Here is a 24,554-nt window from a genome sequence, read left to right as displayed (position 1 = left end):
TGCTGCCATCTCTGTCGCCCACCCGCCCATGAAACTCGCCAGCTACGCCGACGGCTCGCGCGACGGCCACCTCGTCGTCGTGTCGCGCGACCTGACCCAGGCCCATTACGCCACCGGCATCGCGACCCGCATGCAGCAGCTGCTCGACGACTGGGGCTTCATCGCGCCGCAGCTCGAAGACCTCGCCGTGCAGCTCAACCACGGCAAGCTGCGCCATGCCTTCGCCTTCGAGCCCGAGAAGTGCCTCGCGCCGCTGCCGCGCGGCTGCGGCTGGGCGGTCGTCGATGCCGACGGCGGCGTGCGCCGCGACATGGGCAGCTTCTCCTCGCCGCACCAGCCGCTGCGTGCGCCCGCCGCGGGCGAGGCCGCGCTGGCGGCCATCACCGGCGACCTGGCCGCCGCCAGCGACGCTGCCGCCGCGCTGGACGCCATGCGCCTGCTGACACTGGCGGTGGACTGGCGCATCGACGGCGAACTGGTCGCCACGCAATGCGCGCCGCTGGCCGTCACGCCCGACGAGCTGGGCGACGGCTGGGCCGCCGGCCGCCTGCAGGCGCGGCTGCAGCTGCTGCACAACGGCGCCAAGCAGCCGCCGCGCGACGTCGACGCCGCGCCGGGCCAGGCGCTGGCCCGCCTGGCGCGGCTGCGGTCGCTGCGCGCCGGCCAGGTGGCGGGCGCGGCGCTGGGCGCGCTGGACCTGCCGCTCGCCGCCGGCGACAGCCTGCTGCTGGACCTCAAGACCGCCGCAGGCAACAGCCTGTTCGGCGCCATCGACCTCGACATCGCCCCGCCACCCGCCGCATGAAGCCCTTGCCAATCATCATCGACACCGACCCCGGCCAGGACGACGCCATCGCGCTGCTGCTCGCCGCGGCCAGCCCCGAGCTGGAACTCCTCGGCGTGACGACCGTGGCCGGCAACGTGCCGCTCGCGCTGACGACGCTGAACGCGCGCAAGGTCATGGAGCTGGCCGGGCGGCGCGACGTGCCCATCTGCGCCGGTGCCGACCGGCCGCTGGACGTGCCCCTCGTCACCGCCGAGCACGTGCATGGCGACACCGGCCTGAACGGCGTCGAGCTGCCCGCGCCGACGCTGGCGCTGGATCCGCGCCACGCGGTCGACTTCATCATCCAGACGCTGCGCGAACGCGAGCCTGGCACCGTGACGCTGTGCCCGCTGGGCCCGCTGACCAACATCGCGCTGGCACTGCGCCGCGCGCCCGACATCGCGCTGCGCATCCGCCGCATCGTGCTGATGGGCGGCGGCTTCTTCGAGGGTGGCAACGTGACGCCGGCGGCCGAGTTCAACATCTACGTCGACCCGCAGGCGGCCCACGAGGTGTTCACCAGCGGCGTGCCGATCACGATGGCGCCGCTGGACGTCACGCACGAGGCGCTGACGACGGCGGCCCGCATCGAGGCCATCCGCGCCATCGGCAACCGCGCCGGTACCGTCGTCGCGGCCTGGATGGAGTTCTTCGAGCGCTACGACGAAGAGAAATACGGCCAGGACGGCGGCCCGCTGCACGACCCCTGCGTGATCGCCTGGCTGCTCCAGCCCGAGCTGTTCAGCGGCCGCGACTGCAATGTGCGCATCGAGACGCACAGCGAGCTGACGCGCGGCATGACCGTCATCGACTGGTGGGCCGTGACCGGCCTGCCGGCCAACGCCCAGGTGCTGCGCCATGTCGACGCGGACGGCTTCTTCGCGCTGCTGACCGAGCGGCTGTCAGCCTTGCAGTGACAGCGTCATGAGCTTGAACTCCGGTTCCTCGGGGAAGGGCTTGACCGTGAAGCCCAGGCCGCGCATCAGCTTGAGCATGTCGGCGTTGTTGCTCAACACCAGCCCCTCGATCTCAGCCAGGCCCTTCTCGCGAGCAGCGTCGGTGATGCCTTCCATCAGCCGCGAGCCCAGGCCCTTGCCGCCGAAGTCGTCGGCCACCAGCAGGCTGAACTCGCAGCTCGTCTGGTCGGGCTTCATGATGATGCGCGACACGCCGACGATGCGCTCGGCCTCGTCGAAGCCGCCGTCCGCGCGGGCGCTGCGTTCGGTGTAGACGGCGACCAGCGCCATCTCGCGGTCGTAGTCGATCAGCGTCAGCCGCGCCAGCAGCCCGGGCGGCAGTTCCTTGATGGCGCTGGCGAAGCGGAAGTAGCGGCTCTCCGGCTTGAGGCCGCGCACCAGGTCCTGCAGCATCTGCGCGTCGTCCGGGCGCACCGGGCGCACGGTGACATCGCCGCCGCCGGCCAGCGGCCAGACCTGCTCGAAGCGGGCCGGGTAGGGCAGGATGGCCAGGTGCGCATAGTCGAAGGCGCGCGGGCTGCCGGCCTGCGGCCCGGGCTGCAGCACGATGCGCGCGTCCACCGCCACGGCGCCGGTCTCGTCGACGATCAGCGGGTTGATGTCCATCTCGCGCAGCTGCGGGAACTCGCACACCATCTCGCTGACGCGCAGCAGCACGCGCTCCAGCGCCTCCAGGTCGGCCGGCGGTCCGCCCTGCCAGCCTTGCTGCAGCGTCTCGGCCACGCGGGCGCGCTCGATGAGGCGGCGCGACAGGAACTGGTTCAGCGGCGGCAGCTCCATCGCGCGGTCGGCGATCAGCTCGATCATGGTGCCGCCGGCGCCGAAGACGATGGTGGGGCCGAAGGCCTCGTCCGTCACGAGGCCGACGCAGACCTCCCGCCCGCCCCGGCCGCGCTGGGCGCGGGCCATCTTCTGCACCGTCACGCCGTTGATGCGCGCCAGCGGCTGCAGCCGCTTCACCCGCGCCACCATCTCGTTGAAGGTGTCGCGCGCCGCCGCGCCACTCTGGATGTTGAGCGCCACGCCCTGCACGTCGCTCTTGTGGGCGATGTCGGGCGAGTCGATCTTCAGCGCGACCGGGAAGCCGAGCTGGGTCGCCAGCATCATGGCCTCGTTGGCGCTGCGTGCCAGCATCGTGGGCGTGACCGGGATGTGGAAGGCCGCCAGCAACGCCTTGCTCTCCATCTCCGTCAGCGTGCGGCGGCGCTCGGCCAGCACGCTCTCGATCAGCAGGCGTGCCGCCTCGATGTCGGGCTGCGCCAGGCTGGACAGCGGCGGCGGCGTCTGCAGCAGCAGCTGCTGGTTGGCGTAGAACGACGCGATGCTGCCGAAGGCGCCGACCGCCGCCTCCGGGGTGCGGAAGTTGGCGATGCCGCCGTCGTTCAGCACGCGGCGCGCGGCCTGCACCGTGGCGTCGCCCATCCAGCAGCCCAGCAGCGGCTTGGCCGTGGCGGCCTTGGCCGCGACGACCGCGCGCGCCACCTCGGCGGCGTCGGAGCCGGCCTGCGGCGCGTAGATGGCCAGCAGCCCGTCGACGGCCGGGTCGGCGGCGGCGGCTTCGATCGCCGCGCGGAAGTGCTCGGCCGTGCCTTCGGCCGACAGGTCGATGAGGTCGGCCAGCGAGGCGCGATCGGGCAGGCGCGGGCCGAGCCGCAGCGCCGTCTCGGCCGACAGGCGGCCGAGCTGCAGGCCGATCTCGCCGGCATGGTCCGCCGCCAGCACGCCCGGCCCGCCACCGTTGGTGACGATGGCCAGCCGCTTGCCGACCGGCCGGTAGCGGGCGGCCAGGCCCTTGGCGGCCGAGAACAGCTCGACGAAGCTGCGCACCCGCACGGCGCCCGCGCGGCGCAGCGCGGCGTCGAACACGTCGTCGCTGCCGACGATGGCGCGGCAGTGGGTCAGCGCCGCCTCGTTGCCGGCGCTGCGCCGGCCGGCCTTCAGCACGACGACCGGCTTGGCATGGGCGGCCGAGCGCAGCGCGCTCATGAAGCGACGCGCGTTGGAGATGCCCTCCAGGTGGACGACGATGCTCTGCGTGCGCGCATCGGTGGCGAGGAAGTCCAGCACCTGGGCCAGGTCCATCGCGGCGTGCGGGCCCAGCGACACCACCTGGCTGAACCCGACATGGTTGTGCTGCGCCCAGTCCAGCATGGCCGAGGTGAGTGCGCCGGATTGCGAGACCAGCGCCAGCGAGCCCTCGGCCGCCAGTGGCCCGGCGGCGCTGGCGTTCAGCCCCAGGTGCGGGCGCTGGAAGCCCAGGCAGTTGGGCCCCAGCAGGTGCAGGCCCTCGCGCCGCGCGATGCGCTTGAGCTGCGCCGCCTGCTCGGGCTCGACGCCGTCGCTGACGATCAGCGCCGCGCGACAGGCGATGCGCCCGGCCAGCTCCAGCGCCGCGGCGATCTCCTCGGGGGGCAGGGCGATGATGGCCAGGTCGGCCCGCGAACGGGACAGCTCACCCAGCGTGCCGGTCGTCTCCACGTGCAGGAACTGCGGCGGGCTCGCCCCGGGCGCGGCCTGCAGCGCCGCGCACAGCACGCGCGCCTGGCGGGTCTGGCGCTCCGGCTCGTCCGGCGGGCCGGCGAAGACGACGACCGAACGGGGCATGAACAGCGGGGTGAGGAAATGGTGGTCCATGCGGAAACTCTAGGCGTCGATCGGCAGGCGCTGCCGTTCACAGGTTCGGGACGCCAGCATGGCGCCTGGGGCCGGCCGGCGTCTTGACCCAGGGCAACGCAAGAGCATGCCCATAGTTGATGTGACAGTCGGCGATCGACATCATTTATGAGTAAGTGAGACACTGGCCACCGGGGAATAGACGAGCGCCCGGGGCAGCAAGAGGCGCACCGTCGCGCGCATGCGCGCCGAGGAGAGACCGATGCCGACCACGGGGAAACTGCTGGAGGTCATCGCGTTGCAAACCGAGGTGGCCGGGCTGGGGTTGGACCTCGACCTGGGGAGCCTGCTGGACCGCGTCGTCAAGCGCACCGTGAACCTGGTCGACGCCGACGGCGCGGCGCTGGAAATGGCCGAGGGTGACGAGATGGTCTACCGCGCGGCCGCAGGCATGGCCGAGGGCAGCCTGGGCCTGCGGCTCCGGCGCAGCGACAGCCTGTCGGGGCGGTGCGTGGCCGAGGGGCAGTCGCTGATCTGTGCGGACGCGCTGCTGGACCCACGCTGCGACCGCGCTGCCTGCGAGCGCCTGGGCTTGCGCTCCATGGTGGTCGTGCCGCTGCGCCACCATGGCATGACGGTGGGCGTGCTGAAGGCGATGTCCCGTCAGCCAGGGCATTTCGCCGACCGGCATCTGGCGCTGCTCAAGCTGGTGTCGGAGCTCGTCGCCGCGGCGATGTACTTCGCCACCCGCTACGCGCCCGACGAGCTGTTTCGCAAGGCGACGCACGACGGGCTGACCGACCTGCCGAACCGCTCGCTCTTCATGGACCGCCTGTATGCCTCCCTGGCCCAGGCCCAGCGCGACGGCCAGCCGCTGGCCGTGATGATGCTCGACCTGAACGGCCTGAAGGGCATCAACGATGGCTTCGGTCACCGCGCGGGCGACGCGGCGCTGCTGACGTTCGCACACCGCCTGGCCGGCGGATTGCGCCAGACCGACACCGCGGCGCGGCTGGGCGGCGACGAGTTCGCCGTGCTGCTGCGTCCCCTGGCCGCCGACGGCGGCCTGGCGGCGACGATGCAGCGGCTGGCCGGGCAGATCAATGGCAGCGTGGAGTTCGAAGGCCGGCTGCTGCAGGTGGGCGCCAGCATGGGCGCGGCCAGCTTTCCCGAGGATGGGGCCGATGCAACCCGGCTGCTCGAGCTGGCCGACCAGCGCATGTACTGCGACAAGCGCGGGCTGCAGCCGGTGTCGGCCTGAATGGCAAGATGGGGCACCGCCTCACCGGGAGCACGCCATGCACCGCCGCCACGTCTTCACCTGCGCCCCTTTGCTGCTGCTGCGCCCCGCCTGGGCGCTCAACCTGAGCGAAGGCGACGCCAACGCCGGCATCCGCACGGCGCTGGAGCGCGGCGCCAACGCGGCGGTGGCGCTGCTGGGCCGGCGTGACGGCTTCCTGGGCAACCCGCTCGTGAAGATCGAGCTGCCCGGCTACCTGAAGGACGCCGGCAAGCTGCTGCGCGCCACCGGCCAGGGTGCGCGGCTGGACGAGCTCGTCACGGCGATGAACCGCGCGGCGGAAGCCGCCGTGCCGGCCGCCAAGCCGCTGCTGGTCAAGGCGGTGAAGGACATGAGCGTCGAGGACGGGCTGAAGATCCTGCGCGGCGGCGACGATTCGGTGACCACCTTCTTCGCCGACAAGACGCGCGAGCCGCTGGGCCGGCAGTTCCTGCCCATCGTGACCAAAGCCACCGAGAAGGTGGCACTGGCCGACAAGTACAACGCGGTCGCCGGCAAGGCCTCGGGCTTCGGCCTCGTGCGCGGCGAGGACGCCAACATCCAGCAGTACGTCACCGCGCGGGCGCTGGACGGCCTGTACCGCATCATTGGCGAGGAAGAAAAGAAGATCCGTCGCGACCCCGTGGGCACCGGCAGCGCGATCCTCAAGAAGGTCTTCGGAGGGTTGTAGATGCCCCTCGTTCAGTCCTGCGCCGGCTGAACGCCGGCAGGACTGCCCGGTCCCCCTCGGGGACGGCGATGCTTGCGGCATTGAGCCGCCAGCACATCGCCTGCGCGGCCGGCTTGGGGCGGCCCGGCGCTCGGCCGCTTTTCAGGGCAGTCCGTGGGCGTCGTGCCACTGGGCGAGCGACATGTCCGGGTACGCGTCGAAGCGCGGGCTTTGCGGCTTGCCCTCGATCTCCACCCAGGGCGCCTTGGAGCCCACCATGCAGTGCACCTGCTCGGGTGGCACCGGCAGCGGCGTGTCGATGGCGCTGGCATGCGGATGCACGAGATCGGGCCAGGTCGGGTCCCACAGCCACAGCGCGCTGCCGCACTTCACGCAGAAGTAGCGCCGGCCGCTGCTCTTGTGCCGGCCGTGGCCGTCCTTGTCCGGCAGCTTGGCGCGGTAGATGCGCAGGTGGCGCTTGCCCTTGACCTTCATCGTGTGCGTGAGGCCACCGAGGTTGATCGCATAGCCGCCCGCGCCCGCCGTCTTGCGGCAGATGGAGCAGTAGCAGCGCATGAAGGGCACGGGCGAATCCGCCTCGAGCGAGAACTTGATGCTGCCGCAGTGGCAGGAGCCTTCGAGGTGCATGGGCGGCCTTTCTACGGGATGGCGTGCAGAGGGGCATGATGGCCGACAATCCCGCCCCTTGCCTGTTTGCTGCCGCTTCGACGGCCCTGCGATGAATTCCGATCTGCCCGATCCCGTCACCCCGTCCGAGGAACCGGCCCTGGCCGCAGCTGCGCCCGAGGCACAGCCCGATCTCCCGCCCGACAACGCCGCTGCCGAGCCGGCCCCGGCGGAGGCCCCCGCTGCAGGCGCTGCACCGGCCGCACCGGTCGCGGATGCCGCGGCCGAATTGAAGGCGCTGTTCCCGGCGCTGTTCACCGGCAAGCCCAAGCCCGTCAAGCTGCGCATCCAGGCCGACATACAGGAGCGCGCGCCGGGCAAGTTCAGCAAGGCGCAGCTGAGCGCCTTCCTGCGCCGCCACACCGGCAGCACCGGCTACCTGATCGCGCTGACGCAGGCCAAGACCCGCTTCGACCTGGACGGCAACCCGGCCGGCGAGATCACCGAGGAGCACCTGGCCGCCGCCAAGGAAGAGCTGGTCCGCCGCAAGGGCCTGCAGCAGGAGCGCCAGCAGCAGGAGCAGGAGCGCCACCAGCTGGAGGCGCAGCAGCGCCGCAACCGCGGCCAGCTGCTGTGGGACTTCGAGCGCACCACGCTGACCGAGGCCAACTTCTGCGTGCTCAAGGGACTCAAGCCCGAGGAACTGCCCGGCCTGCTGGAGATCGCCCGCAAGGAGCGCGCCGAGGCGCCGCCCGCACCGCCGCGCCAGGAGCGCGATGGCGGCCGCCGCGACGACCGCCGCCCCGGTGGCGGCCGGCCGGAGGGCCGTGGCGAGCGGCGCCCCGATCAGCGCGCCGGTGGCCGGCGCGATGCGCCACGCGGCGAGCGTCGCGAAGGGGGCCGTGAAGGCGGCCGCCCGCCGCAGCCGGCCCGCAAGCCGGCCCCTCAGCCGCCCGAGCAGGCTGTGCCGTCCCAGATGGCCCAGGCCTTGCAAGCCGCCCGGGCCGCCAAGGCCGAGCCGGCCGCCGAGGCGCCGCCGGCCAAGGACCAGGCTTCCGACTGATCAGGCCGCGTAGCGCTGCTCGAGGTAGGCGAGCAGCGTGCGGATGGTCTGCGCCTCGCCGCCCACCGGCCGGCCGGGGCGCGGCGCGTCGTTCCAGGCGAACAGGTCGACGTGCAGCCAGTCCTGCTGGGCGGGCAGGAAGTCCTCCAGGAACAGCGCCGCGTTGATGGCGCCGGCCAGCGGGCTTTTTCCCGTGTTGACGATGTCGCCGATGGTGCTCTCGATGCCGGCGTGGTACGGCGCCCACAGCGGCATGTGCCACAGCGGGTCGTCCAGCTTCAGGCCCAGGTCGACGAGGTCGCGCGCCGTGTCCATGTGCTTGGCGAACAGCGCCGGCAACTGCGCCCCCAAGGCCACGCGGGCCGCGCCGGTCAGCGTCGCCAGGTCGATGACCAGGTCGGGCTCGCCCTCGGCGGCATAGGCCAGCGCGTCGCAGAGGATGACACGGCCTTCGGCGTCGGTGTTGCCGATCTCGATATGCAGGCCCTTTCGGGTCTTGATGATGTCGCCGGGCCGGTAGGCGTTCCCCGCGATCGAGTTCTCGACCGCCGGGATCAGCAGTTGCAGCCGCACCGGCAGCTTGAAGGCCATGATCAGCGTCGCCAGCCCCAGCGCATTGGCCGCGCCGCCCATGTCCTTCTTCATCTGCCGCATGCCTTCGCCGGGCTTGATGTTCAACCCGCCGCTGTCGAAGCAGACGCCCTTGCCGACCAGCGCCAGCCTGGGGTGCTTGGGATTGCCCCAGTTCAGCTCGATCAGGCGAGGTGAGCGCGTGCTCGCGCGGCCGACGGCGTGGATGCTCGGGAAGTTCTTCTTCAGCAGCGCATCGCCGACGACCTCGCTGTACTTGGCGCCGTACTGCGCGGCCAGCGCCTTGGCGGCGCCGGCGAGTTCCGCCGGGCCCATGTGCTCGGCCGGCGTGTTGACGAGGTCGCGCGTGGCCGCGATGGCCGCCGCCAGTGCCAGCCCGCGCTCGGCGTCTGCGCCGGCTGCCAGCCACAGCGTGGCCGGCTCGCGCTTGGCGGGCTTGTAGAGGTCGAAGCGGTAGCCGCCCAGCTCCCAGGACATCGCCGCGGCCTCGGCCTGCAGGGCCAGCCCGGTGTCGTCGAGGCGGTATTCGCCTGCCGGGAGTGCCAGCGGCAGGCTGCTCAGCGCGAACGGATGGGCAACATGGCCGATGCCGGCGAAGACCCGGGCCAGCCGGCCGTCGGCGCCCGGCACCAGCGCATGGCTGTCGGCGGCGCCGACGAAGCCGACCGTGGCCAGCCAGGCGCGGGTCGATTCGGGCAGGCTGGGCGCCAGCGCCTGGAAGGCGGCGCGGTCCACGACGGTGATGGACGTGGCCTTGGCGGGAACGGTTTTCTTCAGCTTGACGGTCATCGGGCAATCCTGAATTCGAAACCAACATTGTCGATAGATCACGAGTGCAAGGAAGTGTTCCCGGCCTGTCAACCTACGTTGCCGGCCTGGCGTTGTGCCTTCCAATCGCGCAGCAAATCCCGCGAGACGGCCCGCCAAAGGCCAGACAGCCATGATGAAAATCCAGACCCGTACCGAACAAACCCACCGCCGCCTGCCAGTGCCCGAGATGGCACAGGCCTGGAGCGCGGACGAATCCGTCGAGAAGGGCCGCAAGCACGAAGCCTTCGACACCGGCTTCTACAGCGGCGAGCGCCGCGGCCTGGCGCGAGCCCAGCGCCTGGACCGCAAGCGCTGAACTGCAAGCGCCCTGCTGGGCGCGTCTATGAGCCCGCCGCTCCCGCGCGCGGTACCCCCTTGATGAGCCCGCCGCCCGGCCCCGGACGGTGGGCTTTGTTTTGCGCGCGCGGTTCGTGGACTTTGCCCGCAGCACAGGGAGTCCGTGGGCGGCTTGCCGCGTTGCTGCGCCGAGAATGCCCCGCATGAAAGCTGCCCGCCGCTCCGTCGCCTTTTTTTCCGGCGCACTGCTGTATTCCTTCTGCGCAGGTGCAGCCATGAAGTACGCGAGCGTCGGCCTGCCCCGTTCGATCTACCTGTCGCTCGGTGGCCGCAACAGCCTGCCCGTCATGCTGGGTGAGGCCCTGGCGATCGCGGCGCTGATCTTCATCGTCGCCGCCGTCTGGGCCTACGTGACGCTGCGCCCGGCGCGGCGCCGCCACCGGCCCTATGTCGCCTGGATGATGGCCGGCATCGGCGTGGCCTGGGCGGGCTGGCTGATCTTCGGTGCCTTCAGCTTCGCGCTGAAGCCGCGCGCCTATTCCGCACCGCTGCAGACCATGCTGCTGTCCTCCAACGCAGCCCCGCTGTTCGGCGCGTTGAACATCTTCGGCGTGCTGGGCGGTGCCTGGGTGGCCGGCGCACTGGCCAAACGCCGGCAGCTGAGCCTGCCTGTCACACGCTCGCGCCGCCGCGAGGCCGAGGAGGCCGCGGCAGTGGAAGGCGACCTCGACAGCACCGTGTCCAGCCTCGGGCCGCACACGGTCTCGCCACCGCACTGACAGGACGAGCGCATGGCCCGCGCGGTCTGCCCCCGCTGCGAGCGCCCGCTGTCGACCTGCCTGTGCGCCACGCTGCCGGCGCCGCCGCTGGCCCACCGCACCCCTTTGCTGATCCTGCAGCATCCGGCCGAGGCCGGCCATGCAAAGAACACCACGGCGTTGCTGACGCTGGGCCTGCAGTCCGCGCGGCTGCTGCGCGGCGAGGTCTTTGACGCCAACGTGGCTCAACCGGCCGCGACGCTGCTCTATCCCGGCGAGGGCGAAGCCCCCGCGCCGCAGCATGTGAGCCAGCTGAGCCAGCTGATCCTGCTCGACGGCAGCTGGCGCCAGAGCCGCCGTTTGCTCGCCGCCAACCCCTGGCTGGCCGCGCTGCCGCGGCTGGCCCTGCCCGAGCAAGCCGGCCGCTATGCGCTGCGCCGCGCCCACCGGCCGGGCCAACTGTCGACGCTGGAGGCGGGCCTGCATGCGCTGGCCCTGCTGGAAGGCGGGCCGGCGCGCTTCGCGCCGCTGTGGGCGGCCTTCGAAGCCTTCGTCCAAGCCGGCCTTTATCGAAGGGAAACAGGGATGGCCTAGCATTTCAGGATGCCTTCGTTCCTGCGACCCGTTGTTCCCCTGGCCTTGCTGGCCCTCCTGGCCGTTTCGCTGCGGGCCCAGGCCGCCCCGCCGGAGGCGGCCACCGAGCATGTGAAAGCCCGCCTGGTGTCCAGCCAGGCCGCCGTCGCGCCGGGCCAGCGCTTCACTGTCGCGCTGGAGCAGGACATCAAGGCGCACTGGCACACCTACTGGCTCAACCCCGGAGATTCCGGCCAGGCGACCACCCTCGCCTGGAGCGGCGCCGAGGCGGGCCCCATCCAATGGCCGGCGCCGTCGGTGCAGGCCATCGGCCCCATCGTCAACTACGGCTACGAAGGCCGCCCGGCGCTGCTGGTGGAGCTGACCGTGCCGGCCGATGCCAAGCCGGGCGGCCGCTTCCAGCCCGGGGCGGAGGTCCGGTGGCTGGTCTGCAAGGACGTCTGCATCCCCGAGCAGGTGTCCCTGGGCCTGGACCTGCCGGTGGCCGCCGAGGCCAAGGCCGGCCCGGACGCCGCGCAGATCGAGGAGTGGCGCGCCGCCATCCCCAAGCCGGCGCCGTTCGCCGTGCAGGCCAGGCCCGCGCCCCAGGGCGTGCAGCTGAGCGGGCCGACGGCCGGCGTCAGCAAGGCCTACTTCTTTGCCGAGACCTGGGGCGCCGTCGCCCACAGCGCGCCCCAAGCCCTGAAGGCCGAGGCCGGCGGCTGGACGCTGGACATTCCCGCCGGCGACGAACCGGTGCCCGCCGGCAAGCCGCTCGCCGGCGTCATCACGCTGACGACGCCGGCCGGCCCCCAGGCCTGGACCATTGCCGTCGCCATGCCAGCCGGCGCCGGCAAGGGCCCCGGCCCCGCCGACCTGAACGCGCCGACCGCCGAGGTGGTGCCGCCGGCCGCGCCGCAGAGCGACCTGGGCCTGCTGCCCGCGCTGGCGCTGGCGCTGCTCGGCGGGCTCATCCTCAACCTGATGCCCTGCGTCTTCCCGGTGCTGTCGATCAAGGCCCTGGCCCTCGTCAACAAGGGCGACCACAAGGGCGAAGGCCTGGCCTACACGGCCGGCGTGCTGGCCAGCTTCGCGGTGCTGGCGGGCGTGCTGATCGCGCTGCGCGCCGGCGGCCAGCAGGTGGGCTGGGGCTTCCAGTTCCATTCGCCGGTGTTCGTGCTGGTGGTCGCCTACCTGCTGTTCCTGGTGGGCCTGAGCCTGTCGGGCCTGTTCGCCATCGGCGGCAGCTTCACCGGCGTCGGCTCGGCGCTGGCGTCGCGGCAGGGGCTGGCCGGCAGCTTCTTCACCGGCGTGCTGGCGGCGGTGGTCGCCACGCCCTGCACGGCGCCGTTCATGGGCGCGGCGCTGGCGTTTGCGCTGGCCCAGCCGGCGGCGGTGCTGCTGGCGGTGTTCCTGGCGCTGGGGCTGGGCCTGGCGCTGCCCTTCCTGGTCCTGGCCTTCTGGCCCGCGGCGCAGCGCTGGCTGCCGCGGCCGGGGGCCTGGATGGACAAGTTCAAGCAGGCGCTGGCCTTCCCGATGTATGCGGCCGTCGTCTGGCTGCTGTGGGTGCTGGCGCAGCAGACCGGGCCGGACGGCGTGGCGCTGGCGCTGATCGGCCTGGTGCTGATCGCCTTCGGCCTGTGGTGGCGCCACAGCAGCGGCGCGAGCCTCGTGGGCACCGGCGCGGCGGTCGCCAGCCTCGTGCTGGCGCTGGGCCTGGCGGTGTGGATCAAGCCGGTCGCGGCCGACGTGACCGTGGCCGGTGAATCCGCCACCGAGGCCTACAGCGCCGCCCGCCTGGCCGACCTGCGCGCGCAGAACAAGCCGGTGTTCGTCAACATGACGGCATCCTGGTGCATCTCCTGCCTGGTCAACGAGCGCGTCGCGCTGTCGCGCCCGGAGGTCAAGGCCGCCTTCGCCCAGGCCGGCATCACCTACCTCAAGGGCGACTGGACCCGCGAGGACCCGGCCATCACCGCCGTGCTGAAGGCCCATGGCCGCTCGGGCGTGCCGCTCTACCTCTATTACGCACCCGGCGCCGCCGAGGCCCAGGTGCTGCCGCAGATCCTCACCCCCGGCCTCGTCATCGAGGCGGTTTCTCCCCCCACCGCTCCCAGGAGTTCGACATGACCTTGCTTCGCCGCAGCCTGCTGGCCGCCCTGCTCGTTCCTGTACTGGCCCATGCCGCAGCCGACATCGATGCGCCGGCGCCGGCCTTCACGGCCACGACGGCCGACGGCAAGACCGTTTCGCTGGCCGACTACAAGGGCAAGACGGTGGTGCTGGAGTGGACCAACCACGACTGCCCCTTCGTGAAGAAGCACTATGGCAGCGGCAACATGCAGAGCCAGCAGAAGGCGGCCACGAGCCGCGGCGTGGTCTGGCTGCAGGTGATCTCCTCGGCGCCCGGCCAGCAGGGCCATGTCGACGGCGCCACCGCGCTGAAGCTCAACACCGACCGCGCCGCCGTGCCCACCGCGACGCTGCTGGACCCCAAGGGCGAGATCGGCAAGGCCTACGGCGCGCAGACGACGCCGCACATGTACGTCATCCGCCCCGACGGCACGCTGGCCTACAAGGGCGGCATCGACAGCCTGGCCACCGCCGACAAGAACGACATCGGCAAGGCCGAGCCCTATGTGACGCAGGCGCTGGTCGCCGTGTCGTCGGGCCGCAAGGTCGAGAAGGCGTCGACGCGGCCCTACGGCTGCTCGATCAAGTACGCCAGCTGACGGCCCTCAGAAGACCGACAACCCGGTCTTCGCGACGAACAGCTCCAGCGCCTGGCGCCCCAGCCAGGAGTTGCCGGTGGCGTCCAGCGCCGGCGACCAGACGCACAGCGTGAGGCGGTCCGGCACCACGGCGACGATGCCGCCGCCCACGCCGCTCTTGCACGGCAGCCCGATGCGGAAGGCGAACTCGCCGGCCGCGTCGTAGGTGCCGCATGTCAGCATCAGCGCGTTGATGCGGCGCGTCTGCGTCGCGCTGATCACCGTCGGCCCGGCCAGCGGATGTTGGCCGTCGCGGCAGAGGTAGCCGGCCGCGCAGGCCACCTGCTCGCAGGTCATTGCGATGGCGCACTGGTGGAAGTAGACGTCCAGCACCGTCGCCACGTCGTTGTCCAGCGTGCCGAAGCCCTTCATGAAATTGGCCAGCGCGGCGTTGCGATAGCCGGTGTCGGCCTCCGACCGCGCGACCTCGGCATCCACGTGCACGGCTTCGCCGCACAGGCCGCTCAGCAGGCGCAGCAGCTGGGGCAGGGCATCCGCCTGGCTGACGAGCCGGTCCGCCACCGCGATGGCACCCGCATTGATGAAGGGGTTGCGCGGGACGCCGCGCTCGCTCTCCAGCTGCACCAGCGAGTTGAACGGGCTGCCCGACGGCTCGCGGCCGATGCGCGACCACAGCGCCTCGTCCAGCGCCTTGATGGCCAGCGTCAGCGAGAACACCTTGGACATGCTCTGGATGGAGAACGGTACCGCGCTGTCACCGGCCTGGGCCGTTTCGCCCGCGCAGGTGCGCAGCGCGATGCCGAATTGCAGAGGCGACACGCGCGCCAGCGCCGGGATGTAGCTGGCGACCTTGCCGCCCGTGCCGAGCAGCGGCCGCAGTTCGGTGTTGATCTGGTCGAGAACGAGTTGGAAATCCATGGCGGCATTCTTACGCCGGGACAATGCCGCCCCATGCAAGCCCTGCTCGACGCCATCGCCGCGATGGCCACCGTTCCCCGCGATGCCCAGCGCCTCTTCCACGGCCGCGGCGGCCTCTTTCCTGGCTGCGAGCACCTGGCGCTGGACGCCTATCCGCCCGTGCTGCTGCTGACCAGCTTCGAGCCGCTGGCCGACGCGGCGCTGGAAGCCGTCGGCCAGGCGCTGGCCGCGCGCTGGCGCGACATCGCACCCGAGGGCGAGGCGCTGAACTGGGTCTACCAATGCCGCGGCGCCCAGGCCGAGACACGGCTGATGGCCGGTGCCGTGCCCGAGCCCCATGTCGTCACCGAGGCCGGCACGCGCTACCTCGTGCACCTGCTGCGCGGCCAGAACCATGGCCTCTTCCTCGACATGGCCGCGGGGCGGAGCTGGGTGCGGGACCATGTCAAGCCAGGCGCCAAGGTGCTCAACCTGTTCGCCTACACCTGCGCCTTCTCGGCCGTCGCGCTGCAGGCCGGCGCGGCCGAGGTTGTGAACGTGGACATGGCGTCCGGCGCGCTGGCCATCGGCCGCACCAACCATGAACTCAACGGCGTGAAGGCCGGCGCGAAGTTCCTGGCGCACGACATCTTCAACTCCTGGGGCAAGCTGACCCGCGGCGGGCCCTACGACCTGGTCATCTGCGACCCGCCCAGCTTCCAGAAGGGCAGCTTCGTCGCCACCAAGGACTACGCGCGGCTGGCGCGGCGGCTGCCCGCGCTGCTGGCGCCGGGTGGGCAGGCGCTGCTGTGCCTGAATGCGCCCGAGCTGGGGGTGGGCTTCCTGCGTGAGGTGGTCGCGGAGAACGCGCCGGCGCTGGAGTGGGTCGGGCGGGTGGCCAACCCGGCGGTGTTCGCGGATGTGTCGGAGGACCGGGGCTTGAAGGTGCTCGCCTATCGGGCGCCAGCCGCTTAAGCTCGGCGCTGCCGAAGCCCAGTGGAGCGCCAGCGTGAAAGTCCAGCGAATTCTCTTGTTCGTCCTGCTGCTCGCCGCGACCGCCGCGGGCGCGGCCGAAAACAGGCCGCAGAAGCCCGCCAAGGTGGATGCCAAGGTGGATGCCAAGGCGGCGCCTGCCGCCAGCGAGCTGCCCGCGCGATGGGACCGGCTGGAGCCGCAGGTCGTCGAGCGCGCGGCCCGGCGCCGCGGGCCGGCCGTGCCGACCTTCCCCGCCGAGCGGCCCTGAGATTCAGCGCCGGCTCGACGCCGGCCACAGCCAGCGCAGCCATTGCGGCCGCGTCGACAGCGTCATCGCGACGGCGACCGCCGAGCCGGCCAGCAGCATGAGCCAGACGAGCACGGCCATCGACGGGTGATCGGCGCCCAGGCACAGGCCGAACGACAGCGCCAGCGCGGCCCCGCCGGCCACGCGCAGCCGCGCTGGCGTGGCCCGGGCCCGCAGGCCGTGCACCTGCGCCCAGTGCACGTCCATGGCAAGGGCCAGCCAGGCGAAGCCGGCGAGGGCCGCGAAGGCGGCGCCAGCAAGCAGCAGCAGCGGCTCAGCCATTCGACGCCCCCGCGATGGCGGCCGGCGTGCTCTGGGGCGCGGCCTGCTGCCCGAGGCGGCCCAGCCGACGTGCGGCCAGCAGCGCGACGGCGGCCAGCGCCAGCAGGCTGAGGTCCACGCCCGCCACCGGCCAGTAGCCGGCGGACACCGTGCGGCCGAGGTGGTCACCGGTGGTGATCGCATTGGCCACGACGGCCGCGACCGCGCCCGCGGCGGCGATGAGGCATTGCTCGCGCCAGGCCGGGCTCGGGCGCCCCAGCGCCACCGCGCCGTTGCGGGCGAAGGCGTGCAGCAGCGCCAGCGCCCAGGCGCTCCAGAACACGGTCTTCTCCCAGTCGCCCTTGTCGGGCAGCGCGTCGGGCAGCAGGCGGTTGGCCAGCAGCATCGCGGTGGTCGCGATCAGCATGCCGGTCACCGTCGTCACGGCCAGCGCGTCGACGATGCGGCTGCCCTGGCTGCCGGCCTTGGCATGCTGCTTCTTGCGCTTCTCGACGAAGAAGATGAAGCCGGTGGCGATGCAGACGCAGCCCAGCAGCCCGCCCAGCACGTAGAGCCAGCGCAGCAGCCAGTGGCGGAAGTGCTGCAGGTGCAGGCCGGTGAGGAACTCGTTGACGCTGTCGACGGCCGTGCGCGGCGGGTCCTCGCGCAGCAGCTCGCCGGTACTGGCCTTGAAATGGATGCCCTCGCCGGTCAGCGCGACGCGGTCGGTGCCGGCGCGGTAGACGCTGACGAAGGCATTCGCGTCACCGACGTGTTCCACGCCGACATAGCCCACGTCACCCGCCATGCCCTTGGCGGCCCAGCGGCGCTGCGCCTCGGCGACCATCGCGTCCACCGACCCCATCGGTGCGCCCACGCCGGCGCGCTCATGCGGCAGGCCGGTCTCGCGGGCCTCGATCCTCTCGCTGAGCTCGTGCAAATCGCGCAGCTGCGTGTGCGCGACTGGGAAGTAGATGCCCGCGAAGATCACCAGGCCCGTGAACGCGAAGAAGAAGTGGAAGGGCAGCGCGACGACGCCGGTCAGGTTGTGCAGGTCCAGCGCGCTGCGCTGGGTGCTCTTGTCGCGGCGGAAGGTGAAGAACTCGCGGAAGATCTTGCGGTGCATGACGACGCCGCTGACGAGCGCGGCCAGCATCATCAGCGCGGCGAACCCGACGATCCAGGTGCCCAGGTCCTTCCACTTCAGGTTGAGGCTGTAGTGCAGCGGGTAGAAGAACTGGCTGCCGATGCGCAGCTGGCCGTCGGGCAGCACGGCGCCGTCGCGCGGGTCCAGCGCGTGGATGGCGAAGACGGTCTCGTCCGGGTCCTTCGCCTTGGGCACGGCATAGCCGGCGAAGACGGCGACGACCGGGTCGCGGTGCGTCGTGTAGGCGCCCCAGCGGCGCACCGTGTCGAAGCGCTCGGGGATGGGGCCGTCGACGCGGCCTTCCAGCAGCGCCACCGCCGCCTTGTCCGGCTGCATGCGCTCGAACGCCGGCTTGAGCACGCGGTCGAACGACGGCATGGGCTGCGGCTGGAAGCGCGACTGCGGCGTGGCCCAGCGGTCGATCTCGCGGTCGAACACCGACAGCGCGCCGAAGAAGAACACCACCATCAGCACGAAGCCCAGCACCAGGCCGAACCAGGTGTGCAGCCAGGCCATGGACAACCGAAAACTCTGGAACACGGGGGCGCTCCGTCAGGCCAGGGCACGCTGGACCAGCGTGGCGATGCCGGCCATCAACGCGCCGCTGCCCAGCAGCAAGACCCATGCGCGGCCGACGCGCGGCACGGCGAAGGTCCAGCAGAACACGACGAGATAGAGCAGCACGCCGAGGATGCTGCTGAGGTGCTCGGCGTCGTGGAAGGGCAGGCCGGCGGCATAGAAGCCGGCCAGTCCGAGGGCGACAAAACCCCAGCAGCAGGCGTAGCCCCCGAACACGGCCGCGGCGATGCGCGACAGCAGCGGCAGGGGACGCAGGAGGAACGAGGCGGCGGTCATGGCAGTCGCGCTGCGCGGGCAGCGGGCGATCGATAGCAGCGAGGCTTTCGAGTGTAAATGCGCATGATTCGCATTTGCAAATAAGGCGATTGCTAGCCCGGGTCGTGGCCGCCGCATGCGCGTCTGTCCGACACACGCCACGACGCGGCCGGCTTAGGGTGGCGTTTTCTCAACTCCGGAGCAGAGCCGTGTCAGATGACAAGACCCAGCGCGGCGGCCAGGACCGTCAGCGCATCAATGTGAACGAGGCCTATGAGCTGCGCGACTGGGCCGCCAAGTTCGGCGTCAGCCCTGAACAGCTGCGCGAGGCCGTGGCCCGCGTGGGCGACCGCGCCGACGAGGTCGAGCAGTTCCTGAAGGGCGCCAGCCGCTGACGTCGCGCAGGCCGGGCCTCAGTGCAGTTGCGCCAGCGCCTTCAGCAGCTTCTCGCGCGCCGCGGCGTCGCTGACGGCCTCGGCCAGCCGGTTGAAAAACACGGCCCGACTGTCCGTGCCCACGGCGGCGCGCTTGACCAGCACCTTGGCGATGGGCCCGACATGCTGGGCGAGCAACCCCTGCGCCTTGTCCATCACGGCGTCGGTCAGCGGCCCGCCGACGGTCGTGCCGCCCGCCGAGCCCTGGGACGCCTTGGAACCTGAACTGGGCGGTGCGCCGGTACCGCCGCCCGCGGTGCGCGCACTGGCTCCGGTGATCAAGCTGGCCTGGCCGAGGAAGGCGTCGCGCGCGCGCGGGTCGGTCACTTGCTCGGCGAGCTTGCTGTAGAGCTCGCCCAGGTCCCGGCATTCGCGCGCCGCGCGGCGCACGAGCACGCTGGCCAGCGGGCCGACATACCGGGCCAGCGACTGCTCGGCCTGGGTGAGTTGGGCCTTGTCCCAGTGCGTGGGCGCCGGGGTGCCCGCCGATGCGCCCGCGGTGGACGGCGGTGCCAAGGTCGGCGGGGCCGCCTGCGGCGGCCGCGGCGGCGCCATCATGAGAGTGCGCTCCCAGCCGGTGTCGGCCATGCCCTTGCCGGCACCGTCGATCAAGGCCTGCTTGAACTCGTAGGTGGTGGCGAAACGGTCGGCGGGGCGCTTGGCGAGCGCGCGCGCCACGATGGCGTCGAACCAGCCCGGCCGGCCGGCGCCTTCCGCCATAGACGGCGGCATGGGGTCCTCGTTGACGACCTTGTACATGAGCGCCTCGGTCGTGCCCGCGAACGGTGCGCGCCCCGTCAGCAGCTGGTAGAGCACGACGCCAGCGCCATAGATGTCCACGCGGCGGTCCATCGGCTTGCCGAGGAACTGCTCGGGCGCCATGTGGCTGGGTGTGCCGACCATGTAGTGGGTCTGCGTGAGGTTCTGCGACTCGATGCGCGCGATGCCGAAATCGGCCACCTTCAAGCGCCCGGCCGTCGTCATGATGATGTTGCTGGGCTTGACGTCGCGGTGCCACACGCCTTGCTCGTGCGCGTGGCCCAGCGCGTCGAGCAGCTGGCTCATGATGCCGGGGATGTCGGTGTCGGTGAAACGCAGCTTGTCGCTCAGGTAGCTCGCCAGCGAGCGGCCCTGGACGAACTCCATCGCGATGTAGGCGATCTGCTGGTCGCGGCCGAAGTCGTAGACGGCCACGATGCCGGGATGGCCCAGCCGGCCCGCCGCCTGCGCCTCGTTGCGGAAGCGCGAAGCCGCGCCGCCCGGGCTGTCGTCATCGGCGCTGACCTGCTGCCGGATGGTCTTGAGCGCGACGGTGCGCTGGATGTCGGGGTCGAAGCCCTTATAGACGACGCCCATCGCGCCCTCACCGAGCACCTCGGTGATGCGGTATTTGCCGAGCTGCGCTGGGTGCTTCTTGAGGTCGCTCATGAGTTGAGATGACTCACGAATCGAGCAACTTCATCGCCTGCACCACGCTGGCGCGCATGCGCGAGAACGAATCGGACAAGGTGGCGATCTCGTCGCGGCCGCTGGTCTTGAACTCCGGCGCGTCCAGGTCGCCCTGGCTGACGCGGTCGGCCAGCGCCGACAGCCGCGTGACCGGGCGCACGACCAGCATCCACACCATCAGGTTCAGCACGATGCCGACGACGACGAAGACGCCCACCAGCGACGTGATGAAGACCTGGAAGACCTTGTCGGCGCGCTGCATGGGCACGCCCAGCGGCACGGAGACGATCTGCGCGCCGATGACTTCGTTCAAGTTCCAGCCGAAGCCGTTGGCGGGGCCGTACTTGGCGACCATTGTGGCGGGTGCGGCATCCACGCTGCTGTGGCAGGCCAGGCAGGCGGGGTCGGTGATGCGCAGCGGGCGGGCGATGTACAGCGACGGGCCGGCGGGCGTGTCGCGCGTGCCGACGGTCTCCGTCAGATCGGCGGCGCTCCTGAATTGACCCACGATGTCGGCCTCCCAGCTGGTGGCACGGTCGCGCGGGTTGGTGGGGTTCAGCGTCGCCTCCTTGTAGGCGAACTCGGGGTGCTTGGCCAGCAGCGTGCCCAGCACCTCGGTGGCCGAGTAGCTGGGCACCGTCTGCGGCAGGAACTCGTGCGCCATCTGCGAGGTCAGCAGCGGCTTGATCTGCGTGTTGGTGTAGTTGCGCACCGCGAGCGCCTTCTCCATCAGCATGCGGGCGCTGCCGACGACCTCCTGCTGGGCGTTGTCCTGCAGCAGCTGGCGGGCGATGTAGCCGCTGACGGCGATGCCCAGGCTCATGACGAGCAGGTAGACCAGGTTGAATTTGACGAGCAGTTTCATGCGGATCCCGTGAGGGCGGCAATGGTAGTGCCGGCTTGGCGGCGCGGGCCTTCGTGAATGCTCCCTTGGCGGCCGACGAAAGACCAAAAAAAAGGCGCCCGACCGAAGCCGGGCGCCCTGATGCGGTGCGCGTTGTCGTCAGCCCTTCACGCAGACGACCTGCTTGAGGGTGTGCACCACGTCCACCAGCTCGCGCTGCGCGGCCATGACGGCGTCGATGTCCTTGTAGGCCGCGGGCGTCTCGTCGAGCACGTCCTTGTCCTTGCGGCACTCGACGCCCTCGGTCGCGGCGCGGTGGTCGGCCAGCGTGAATTGGCGCTTGGCGTCGCCACGGCTCATCACGCGGCCGGCGCCGTGCGAGCAGCTCTCGAAGCTGTCCGCATTGCCCTTGCCGCGCACGATGTAGCTCCTGGCGCCCATGCTGCCGGGGATGATGCCCAGCTGCCCGGCCTTGGCGCTCACGGCGCCCTTGCGGGTCAGGTAGACCTCCTGGCCGAAGTGGGTTTCCTTCTGCACATAGTTGTGGTGGCAGTTCACCGCCTCGATGTGGGCCTGGAAGTTCTTGTGGATGACCGTCTTTGCGGCCTCGATGACGCGCTTCATCATGACCTCGCGGTTGGTGGCCGCGAACTTCTGCGCCCAGCCGACCGCGCGCACGTAGTCGCCGAAGTAGCGGCTGCCTTCCTCGAAATAGGCCAGGTCGCGGTCCGGCAGGTTGGCCTGGTGGCGCAGCGCGTCCTGCTTGGCCAGCTCGATGAACATCGTGCCGATGAAGTTGCCCACGCCGCGCGAGCCCGAGTGCAGCATGAACCACACGGCGCCCGCTTCGTCCAGGCAGACCTCGATGAAGTGGTTGCCCGAGCCCAGCGTGCCGAGATGCTGGATGTGGTTGGTCTTGGCGATCTTGGGGTAGTCGCGGCACAGCTCGGTGAACTCGGGCTCCAGCTGCGCCCAGGCCGTGTTGACCGAGCCGGGCGGCTTCTGCCACGCGCCGGGGTCGCGGCTGCCCGGCTGGCGGCCGTGCGGCACGGCGCGCTCGATGGCGGCGCGCAGGGGCCCAAGGTTGTCGGGCAGGTCCTCGGCCGTCAGCGTGGTCTTGCAGGCCATCATGCCGCAGCCGATGTCCACGCCGACGGCCGCCGGGATGATGGCCTTGACGGTAGGGATGACCGAGCCGACGGTCGCGCCGATGCCGAAGTGCACGTCCGGCATCGCGGCGATGTGCTTGAAGACGATGGGCAGGCGGGCCGCGTTCTGGAGCTGGCGCTTGGCCGCGTCCTCGACCGGCACGCCCTGCGTCCACGTCTTCAGCGGCACGCCGCCGGGGACGTCCTCGTGGATGTGTTGGGGTTCCATGTTGATTCCTTCGATTGCGTCACAGCACCATGCCTTGGCGGGCTGCTTCCGCGTAGTTCTTGAGGTTCTTGTCGTTGTGGTCGATCGAATGGATGAATGCGGCGACGGTGCGGTCGATCTCTTCGCGCCGATTCAGATACCGCAGCTGGTGTCCGATGCCATGCAGCGCCGCAACCTGAACCTCCCGGCACGGGACGGCCAACATCTCGCGCAAGACATGCCACACGGCCTGCTGCCAACGGGGCTCGCTTCGTACGTTCCAGAACGTAGGCCAGACGTCGAACCACATGTAGCAGATGTGGGCGAGTTGGCCGCTCGAAGAACCGATCGGCTTGTTCATCTCGGCCAGCCGCGGTCCGAAGCACTGCCGCCAGAGCACCGGCATGGCGTCCATCATCCGCATAGCTTCATCCAGCGGCACGCTGGCATCAATGGCCGCGAACGGCACATCGCTGATCGAGTTGTTGGCCAAGTAATCCAGGCCAAAGCCGACCTGATCGTCGCCGTAGACCGACAAGTCGGTGCCCGCATTTGCGAACAGCACGGTCTGGATCCGTGTCCATTCAAGCGGAGTAGCCTCGAATTCTGGCTCGTAGACACTCCAGTACCACGCCTGCTCTTGGCCTTCTGGAACAGGCCGGTCAAACAGGTATCGCAGCGCCGCAGCGTAGAGATCAGGCTCCAACCCGACGCCCTGCGGAGTCCAAGCTGGCATTGAGGCTGCACGGCGTCGCTGCGCTGCAGTCGGTCGTTTCGTTTTCATGATGTGCTCGATGAGGCGCGCGTTGGCAGACGCGAAGTGTTCGCATCACTGTGCCAAATGAATGAGAAAGGCCCGCCACCATCAAGGCGGCGGGGAACGGCTCAACGCAGCTTCACCAGCCCATTGAGCACCTGGTCCAGACCTCCGAACACGGAGATCTTGTCGATGCGCTCGGCCACGCGTTCCAGCGTCTCCAGCTCCTTCAGGCGCAGGGCGACGGGGTTGTCCTCCATCACTTTGGCCGTGTTGAGCAGGGAACGCGTCGCCGCGGTTTCCTCGCGGCGGCGGATCACGTTGGCTTCGGCCGATTTCCCGGCCTCCACCACCTGGGCAAGGATGGTCTTCATCTCGCCCGGCAGCACGATGTCCTTCACGCCCACGCCGTCCAGTTGCAGGCCGTAGCCGGCCAGCTTGGACGTCACCTGGGCGGTCACGACCTCGTCGATGACCGACTTGTTCTCCAGCAGCTCATCCAGCGTGCGGGTGCCCACCGCTGCGCGCAGGCCGAACTGCAGCTCGCGGTAGAGGTGGTCGGCCGGCTTGGCCAGTTGCTCGAACGCACGCAGCACGTCCGTGTAGCGCCAGGTGGCCGAGAGGTTGAGCCGCAGCGCGACCTTGTCGCGGGTCAGGATCTCCTGGCCCGTCACCTCCAGTGCCTGCAGCCGCAGGTCCACCAGCTCCACCGCCACGTTGCGGCCGAACTTCCAGAACGCGTAGGAGCCTGCGGTCAGCAGGCGCTCCACCTTGCCGTCGACACGCAGCAGGCCGACGCCGGTTTCCGGCACCTCCACCTGCAGCACGCCGGCCCGGCCGGTCACCGCGCGCGGGCGCAGTTGCGGCTGTGCCAGCCGTGCGGCCAGGGCTGCGGGCAGCTCGGCGGACGCGCGCAGGTCGGCCACCTCGACCTGCACGTCCACCAGACCGCGCCAGTACAGGCGCCGCGTGGCAGGCGGCAGCACCTCAACGAGCACGCCGTTCTCGGTGCGCAGGCCGGCCTCGTGTTCAGTCAGCTCGACGCGCAGGAACTCCGCGTCGACGACGGCGGGCTCCTTGGCCATCAGGTAGTCGGTCAGCGGGTGCACGAAAGCCGGCTGGCTGATCGCGAACAGCTCGACCTTCGACGTGTCCAGGCCGGCGAACAGCCAATACGTGCCGGGCTGCAGCACGCGCTCGAAATCGCCATTGCGCAGCAGGATGCCGCGCTCGTTCTTCTTCACAGTCACACGCTTGATCGTCATGGTGTTCTCCTTGTGGTGACGCGTGTTGATGGGATGAGGGTGCCGTTACAGCAGCCCGTGCGGACGTCGGATGCCAGGGCCTGGCACCACGGTGCGCGTCGAGCGCCTCCTCCCTGAAGGCGTTCGCTGCTGGCCGTGGAAGCAGAGCCCCGCTTGCCCGGCGCGCGAGCGCGGGCCGCTGATGCGCGGTCCGGCCGGGGCCGGGGCGCACG

The 24,554-nt window shown here is 70.8% G+C and carries 25 protein-coding genes; 13 read left to right on the top strand and 12 right to left on the bottom strand.

Annotated features, from left to right (window positions below):
• Window positions 1-28 precede the first annotated feature (28 nt).
• Together ASD35_RS27585 and ASD35_RS13280 are read left to right on the top strand one after the other, a co-directional pair.
• Window positions 29-805 carry a hypothetical protein gene (locus ASD35_RS27585; protein WP_056875406.1) on the top strand — a complete coding sequence of 259 codons (777 nt, stop codon included), beginning with the start codon at window positions 29-31 and terminating at the stop codon, window positions 803-805.
• Window positions 802-1,743 (top strand): nucleoside hydrolase, encoded by a 942-nt coding sequence (locus ASD35_RS13280; protein ID WP_056875405.1) that lies wholly within the window; start codon window positions 802-804, stop codon window positions 1,741-1,743. The genes ASD35_RS27585 and ASD35_RS13280 overlap by 4 nt, the downstream gene beginning before the upstream one ends.
• Here ASD35_RS13280 and ASD35_RS13275 read toward each other — a convergent pair.
• Entirely contained in the window at window positions 1,729-4,437 is a 2,709-nt protein-coding gene (locus tag ASD35_RS13275) for a bifunctional acetate--CoA ligase family protein/GNAT family N-acetyltransferase (RefSeq protein WP_056875404.1), read from the bottom strand. The two genes, ASD35_RS13280 and ASD35_RS13275, sit on opposite strands and share 15 nt — an antisense overlap.
• Window positions 4,438-4,678: 241 nt before the next feature.
• On the opposite strand from ASD35_RS13275, the gene ASD35_RS13270 reads away from it, so the two are divergent.
• Both ASD35_RS13270 and ASD35_RS13265 read left to right on the top strand, forming a co-directional pair.
• A complete protein-coding gene (locus ASD35_RS13270; protein WP_056875403.1) occupies window positions 4,679-5,677 on the top strand; it encodes a sensor domain-containing diguanylate cyclase in 999 nt (332 codons plus the stop codon).
• A 37-nt stretch (window positions 5,678-5,714) separates the two neighbouring features.
• Window positions 5,715-6,386, top strand: a complete 672-nt coding sequence (locus tag ASD35_RS13265) for a DUF4197 domain-containing protein (protein ID WP_056875402.1) — start codon at window positions 5,715-5,717, stop codon at window positions 6,384-6,386.
• A gap of 141 nt (window positions 6,387-6,527) precedes the next feature.
• Here the strand turns inward: ASD35_RS13265 and ASD35_RS13260 are convergent, their stop codons facing one another.
• Window positions 6,528-7,013 carry a GFA family protein gene (locus tag ASD35_RS13260; protein ID WP_056875401.1) on the bottom strand — a complete coding sequence of 162 codons (486 nt, stop codon included), beginning with the start codon at window positions 7,011-7,013 and terminating at the stop codon, window positions 6,528-6,530.
• Between the two features lie 91 nt (window positions 7,014-7,104).
• Between ASD35_RS13260 and ASD35_RS13255 the strand changes: the two genes are divergently transcribed.
• Entirely contained in the window at window positions 7,105-8,055 is a 951-nt protein-coding gene (locus ASD35_RS13255) for a ProQ/FINO family protein (protein WP_056875400.1), read from the top strand.
• Here the strand turns inward: ASD35_RS13255 and ASD35_RS13250 are convergent, their stop codons facing one another.
• Window positions 8,056-9,435: a M17 family metallopeptidase gene (locus ASD35_RS13250; RefSeq protein WP_056875399.1), complete on the bottom strand. Its 1,380-nt coding sequence runs from the start codon at window positions 9,433-9,435 to the stop codon at window positions 8,056-8,058.
• A 151-nt stretch (window positions 9,436-9,586) separates the two neighbouring features.
• On the opposite strand from ASD35_RS13250, the gene ASD35_RS13245 reads away from it, so the two are divergent.
• From ASD35_RS13245 to ASD35_RS27190, 5 genes are all read left to right on the top strand, one after another.
• Window positions 9,587-9,772, top strand: coding sequence for a hypothetical protein (locus ASD35_RS13245; RefSeq protein ID WP_056875398.1), 186 nt, complete (start codon window positions 9,587-9,589; stop codon window positions 9,770-9,772).
• 184 nt (window positions 9,773-9,956) lie between these two features.
• A complete protein-coding gene (locus tag ASD35_RS13240) occupies window positions 9,957-10,532 on the top strand; it encodes a hypothetical protein (protein WP_056875397.1) in 576 nt (191 codons plus the stop codon).
• A 12-nt stretch (window positions 10,533-10,544) separates the two neighbouring features.
• A complete protein-coding gene (locus ASD35_RS13235; protein WP_056875396.1) occupies window positions 10,545-11,105 on the top strand; it encodes a tRNA-uridine aminocarboxypropyltransferase in 561 nt (186 codons plus the stop codon).
• Window positions 11,106-11,150: 45 nt separating this feature from the next.
• Window positions 11,151-13,214: a thioredoxin family protein gene (locus ASD35_RS13230; RefSeq protein ID WP_304438200.1), complete on the top strand. Its 2,064-nt coding sequence runs from the start codon at window positions 11,151-11,153 to the stop codon at window positions 13,212-13,214.
• Entirely contained in the window at window positions 13,211-13,816 is a 606-nt protein-coding gene (locus ASD35_RS27190) for a redoxin domain-containing protein (protein ID WP_056875394.1), read from the top strand. Before ASD35_RS13230 ends, ASD35_RS27190 begins: the two co-directional genes overlap by 4 nt.
• 6 nt (window positions 13,817-13,822) lie before the next feature.
• Here the strand turns inward: ASD35_RS27190 and ASD35_RS13220 are convergent, their stop codons facing one another.
• Window positions 13,823-14,734, bottom strand: coding sequence for a glutaminase (locus ASD35_RS13220; RefSeq protein ID WP_056875393.1), 912 nt, complete (start codon window positions 14,732-14,734; stop codon window positions 13,823-13,825).
• Between the two features lie 33 nt (window positions 14,735-14,767).
• On the opposite strand from ASD35_RS13220, the gene ASD35_RS13215 reads away from it, so the two are divergent.
• Together ASD35_RS13215 and ASD35_RS13210 are read left to right on the top strand one after the other, a co-directional pair.
• Window positions 14,768-15,688, top strand: a complete 921-nt coding sequence (locus ASD35_RS13215; protein WP_056875392.1) for a class I SAM-dependent methyltransferase — start codon at window positions 14,768-14,770, stop codon at window positions 15,686-15,688.
• Between the two features lie 55 nt (window positions 15,689-15,743).
• Window positions 15,744-15,956: a hypothetical protein gene (locus ASD35_RS13210; protein WP_056875391.1), complete on the top strand. Its 213-nt coding sequence runs from the start codon at window positions 15,744-15,746 to the stop codon at window positions 15,954-15,956.
• Window positions 15,957-15,959: 3 nt separating this feature from the next.
• Here the strand turns inward: ASD35_RS13210 and ASD35_RS13205 are convergent, their stop codons facing one another.
• The 3 genes from ASD35_RS13205 to ASD35_RS13195 are packed head-to-tail and all read right to left on the bottom strand — an operon-like array spanning window position 15,960 to window position 18,258.
• Window positions 15,960-16,277, bottom strand: a complete 318-nt coding sequence (locus tag ASD35_RS13205) for a DUF3325 domain-containing protein (RefSeq protein ID WP_056875390.1) — start codon at window positions 16,275-16,277, stop codon at window positions 15,960-15,962.
• The gene (locus ASD35_RS13200) at window positions 16,270-17,943 is read right to left on the bottom strand and encodes a PepSY domain-containing protein (protein WP_056875389.1); all 1,674 of its coding nucleotides are present in this window, start codon (window positions 17,941-17,943) and stop codon (window positions 16,270-16,272) included. The genes ASD35_RS13205 and ASD35_RS13200 overlap by 8 nt, the downstream gene beginning before the upstream one ends.
• 12 nt (window positions 17,944-17,955) lie before the next feature.
• Window positions 17,956-18,258 carry a hypothetical protein gene (locus ASD35_RS13195; RefSeq protein ID WP_056875388.1) on the bottom strand — a complete coding sequence of 101 codons (303 nt, stop codon included), beginning with the start codon at window positions 18,256-18,258 and terminating at the stop codon, window positions 17,956-17,958.
• 188 nt (window positions 18,259-18,446) lie between these two features.
• Here ASD35_RS13195 and ASD35_RS13190 point away from each other — a divergent pair, with 188 nt between their 5' ends.
• A complete protein-coding gene (locus ASD35_RS13190) occupies window positions 18,447-18,632 on the top strand; it encodes a DUF3606 domain-containing protein (protein ID WP_056875387.1) in 186 nt (61 codons plus the stop codon).
• An 18-nt stretch (window positions 18,633-18,650) separates the two neighbouring features.
• Here ASD35_RS13190 and ASD35_RS13185 read toward each other — a convergent pair whose 3' ends face one another.
• From ASD35_RS13185 to ASD35_RS13165, 5 genes are all read right to left on the bottom strand, one after another.
• The gene (locus ASD35_RS13185) at window positions 18,651-20,099 is read right to left on the bottom strand and encodes a serine/threonine-protein kinase (RefSeq protein WP_056875386.1); all 1,449 of its coding nucleotides are present in this window, start codon (window positions 20,097-20,099) and stop codon (window positions 18,651-18,653) included.
• Window positions 20,100-20,112: 13 nt separating this feature from the next.
• On the bottom strand, window positions 20,113-20,985 hold the full coding sequence (locus tag ASD35_RS13180) for a DUF3365 domain-containing protein (protein ID WP_056875385.1): 873 nt from the start codon (window positions 20,983-20,985) through the stop codon (window positions 20,113-20,115).
• A gap of 138 nt (window positions 20,986-21,123) precedes the next feature.
• Window positions 21,124-22,341: an RtcB family protein gene (locus tag ASD35_RS13175; protein ID WP_056875384.1), complete on the bottom strand. Its 1,218-nt coding sequence runs from the start codon at window positions 22,339-22,341 to the stop codon at window positions 21,124-21,126.
• A gap of 19 nt (window positions 22,342-22,360) precedes the next feature.
• On the bottom strand, window positions 22,361-23,104 hold the full coding sequence (locus ASD35_RS13170; protein WP_056875383.1) for a hypothetical protein: 744 nt from the start codon (window positions 23,102-23,104) through the stop codon (window positions 22,361-22,363).
• A 101-nt stretch (window positions 23,105-23,205) separates the two neighbouring features.
• Window positions 23,206-24,342, bottom strand: coding sequence for a slipin family protein (locus tag ASD35_RS13165; protein ID WP_056875382.1), 1,137 nt, complete (start codon window positions 24,340-24,342; stop codon window positions 23,206-23,208).
• Between the last annotated feature and the right edge of the window lie 212 nt (window positions 24,343-24,554).

Source organism: Pelomonas sp. Root1444, assembly GCF_001426885.1.
In the GTDB taxonomy this organism is placed as follows: domain Bacteria; phylum Pseudomonadota; class Gammaproteobacteria; order Burkholderiales; family Burkholderiaceae_C; genus Pelomonas.
This window is presented reverse-complemented; position numbering and strand designations above follow the sequence as displayed.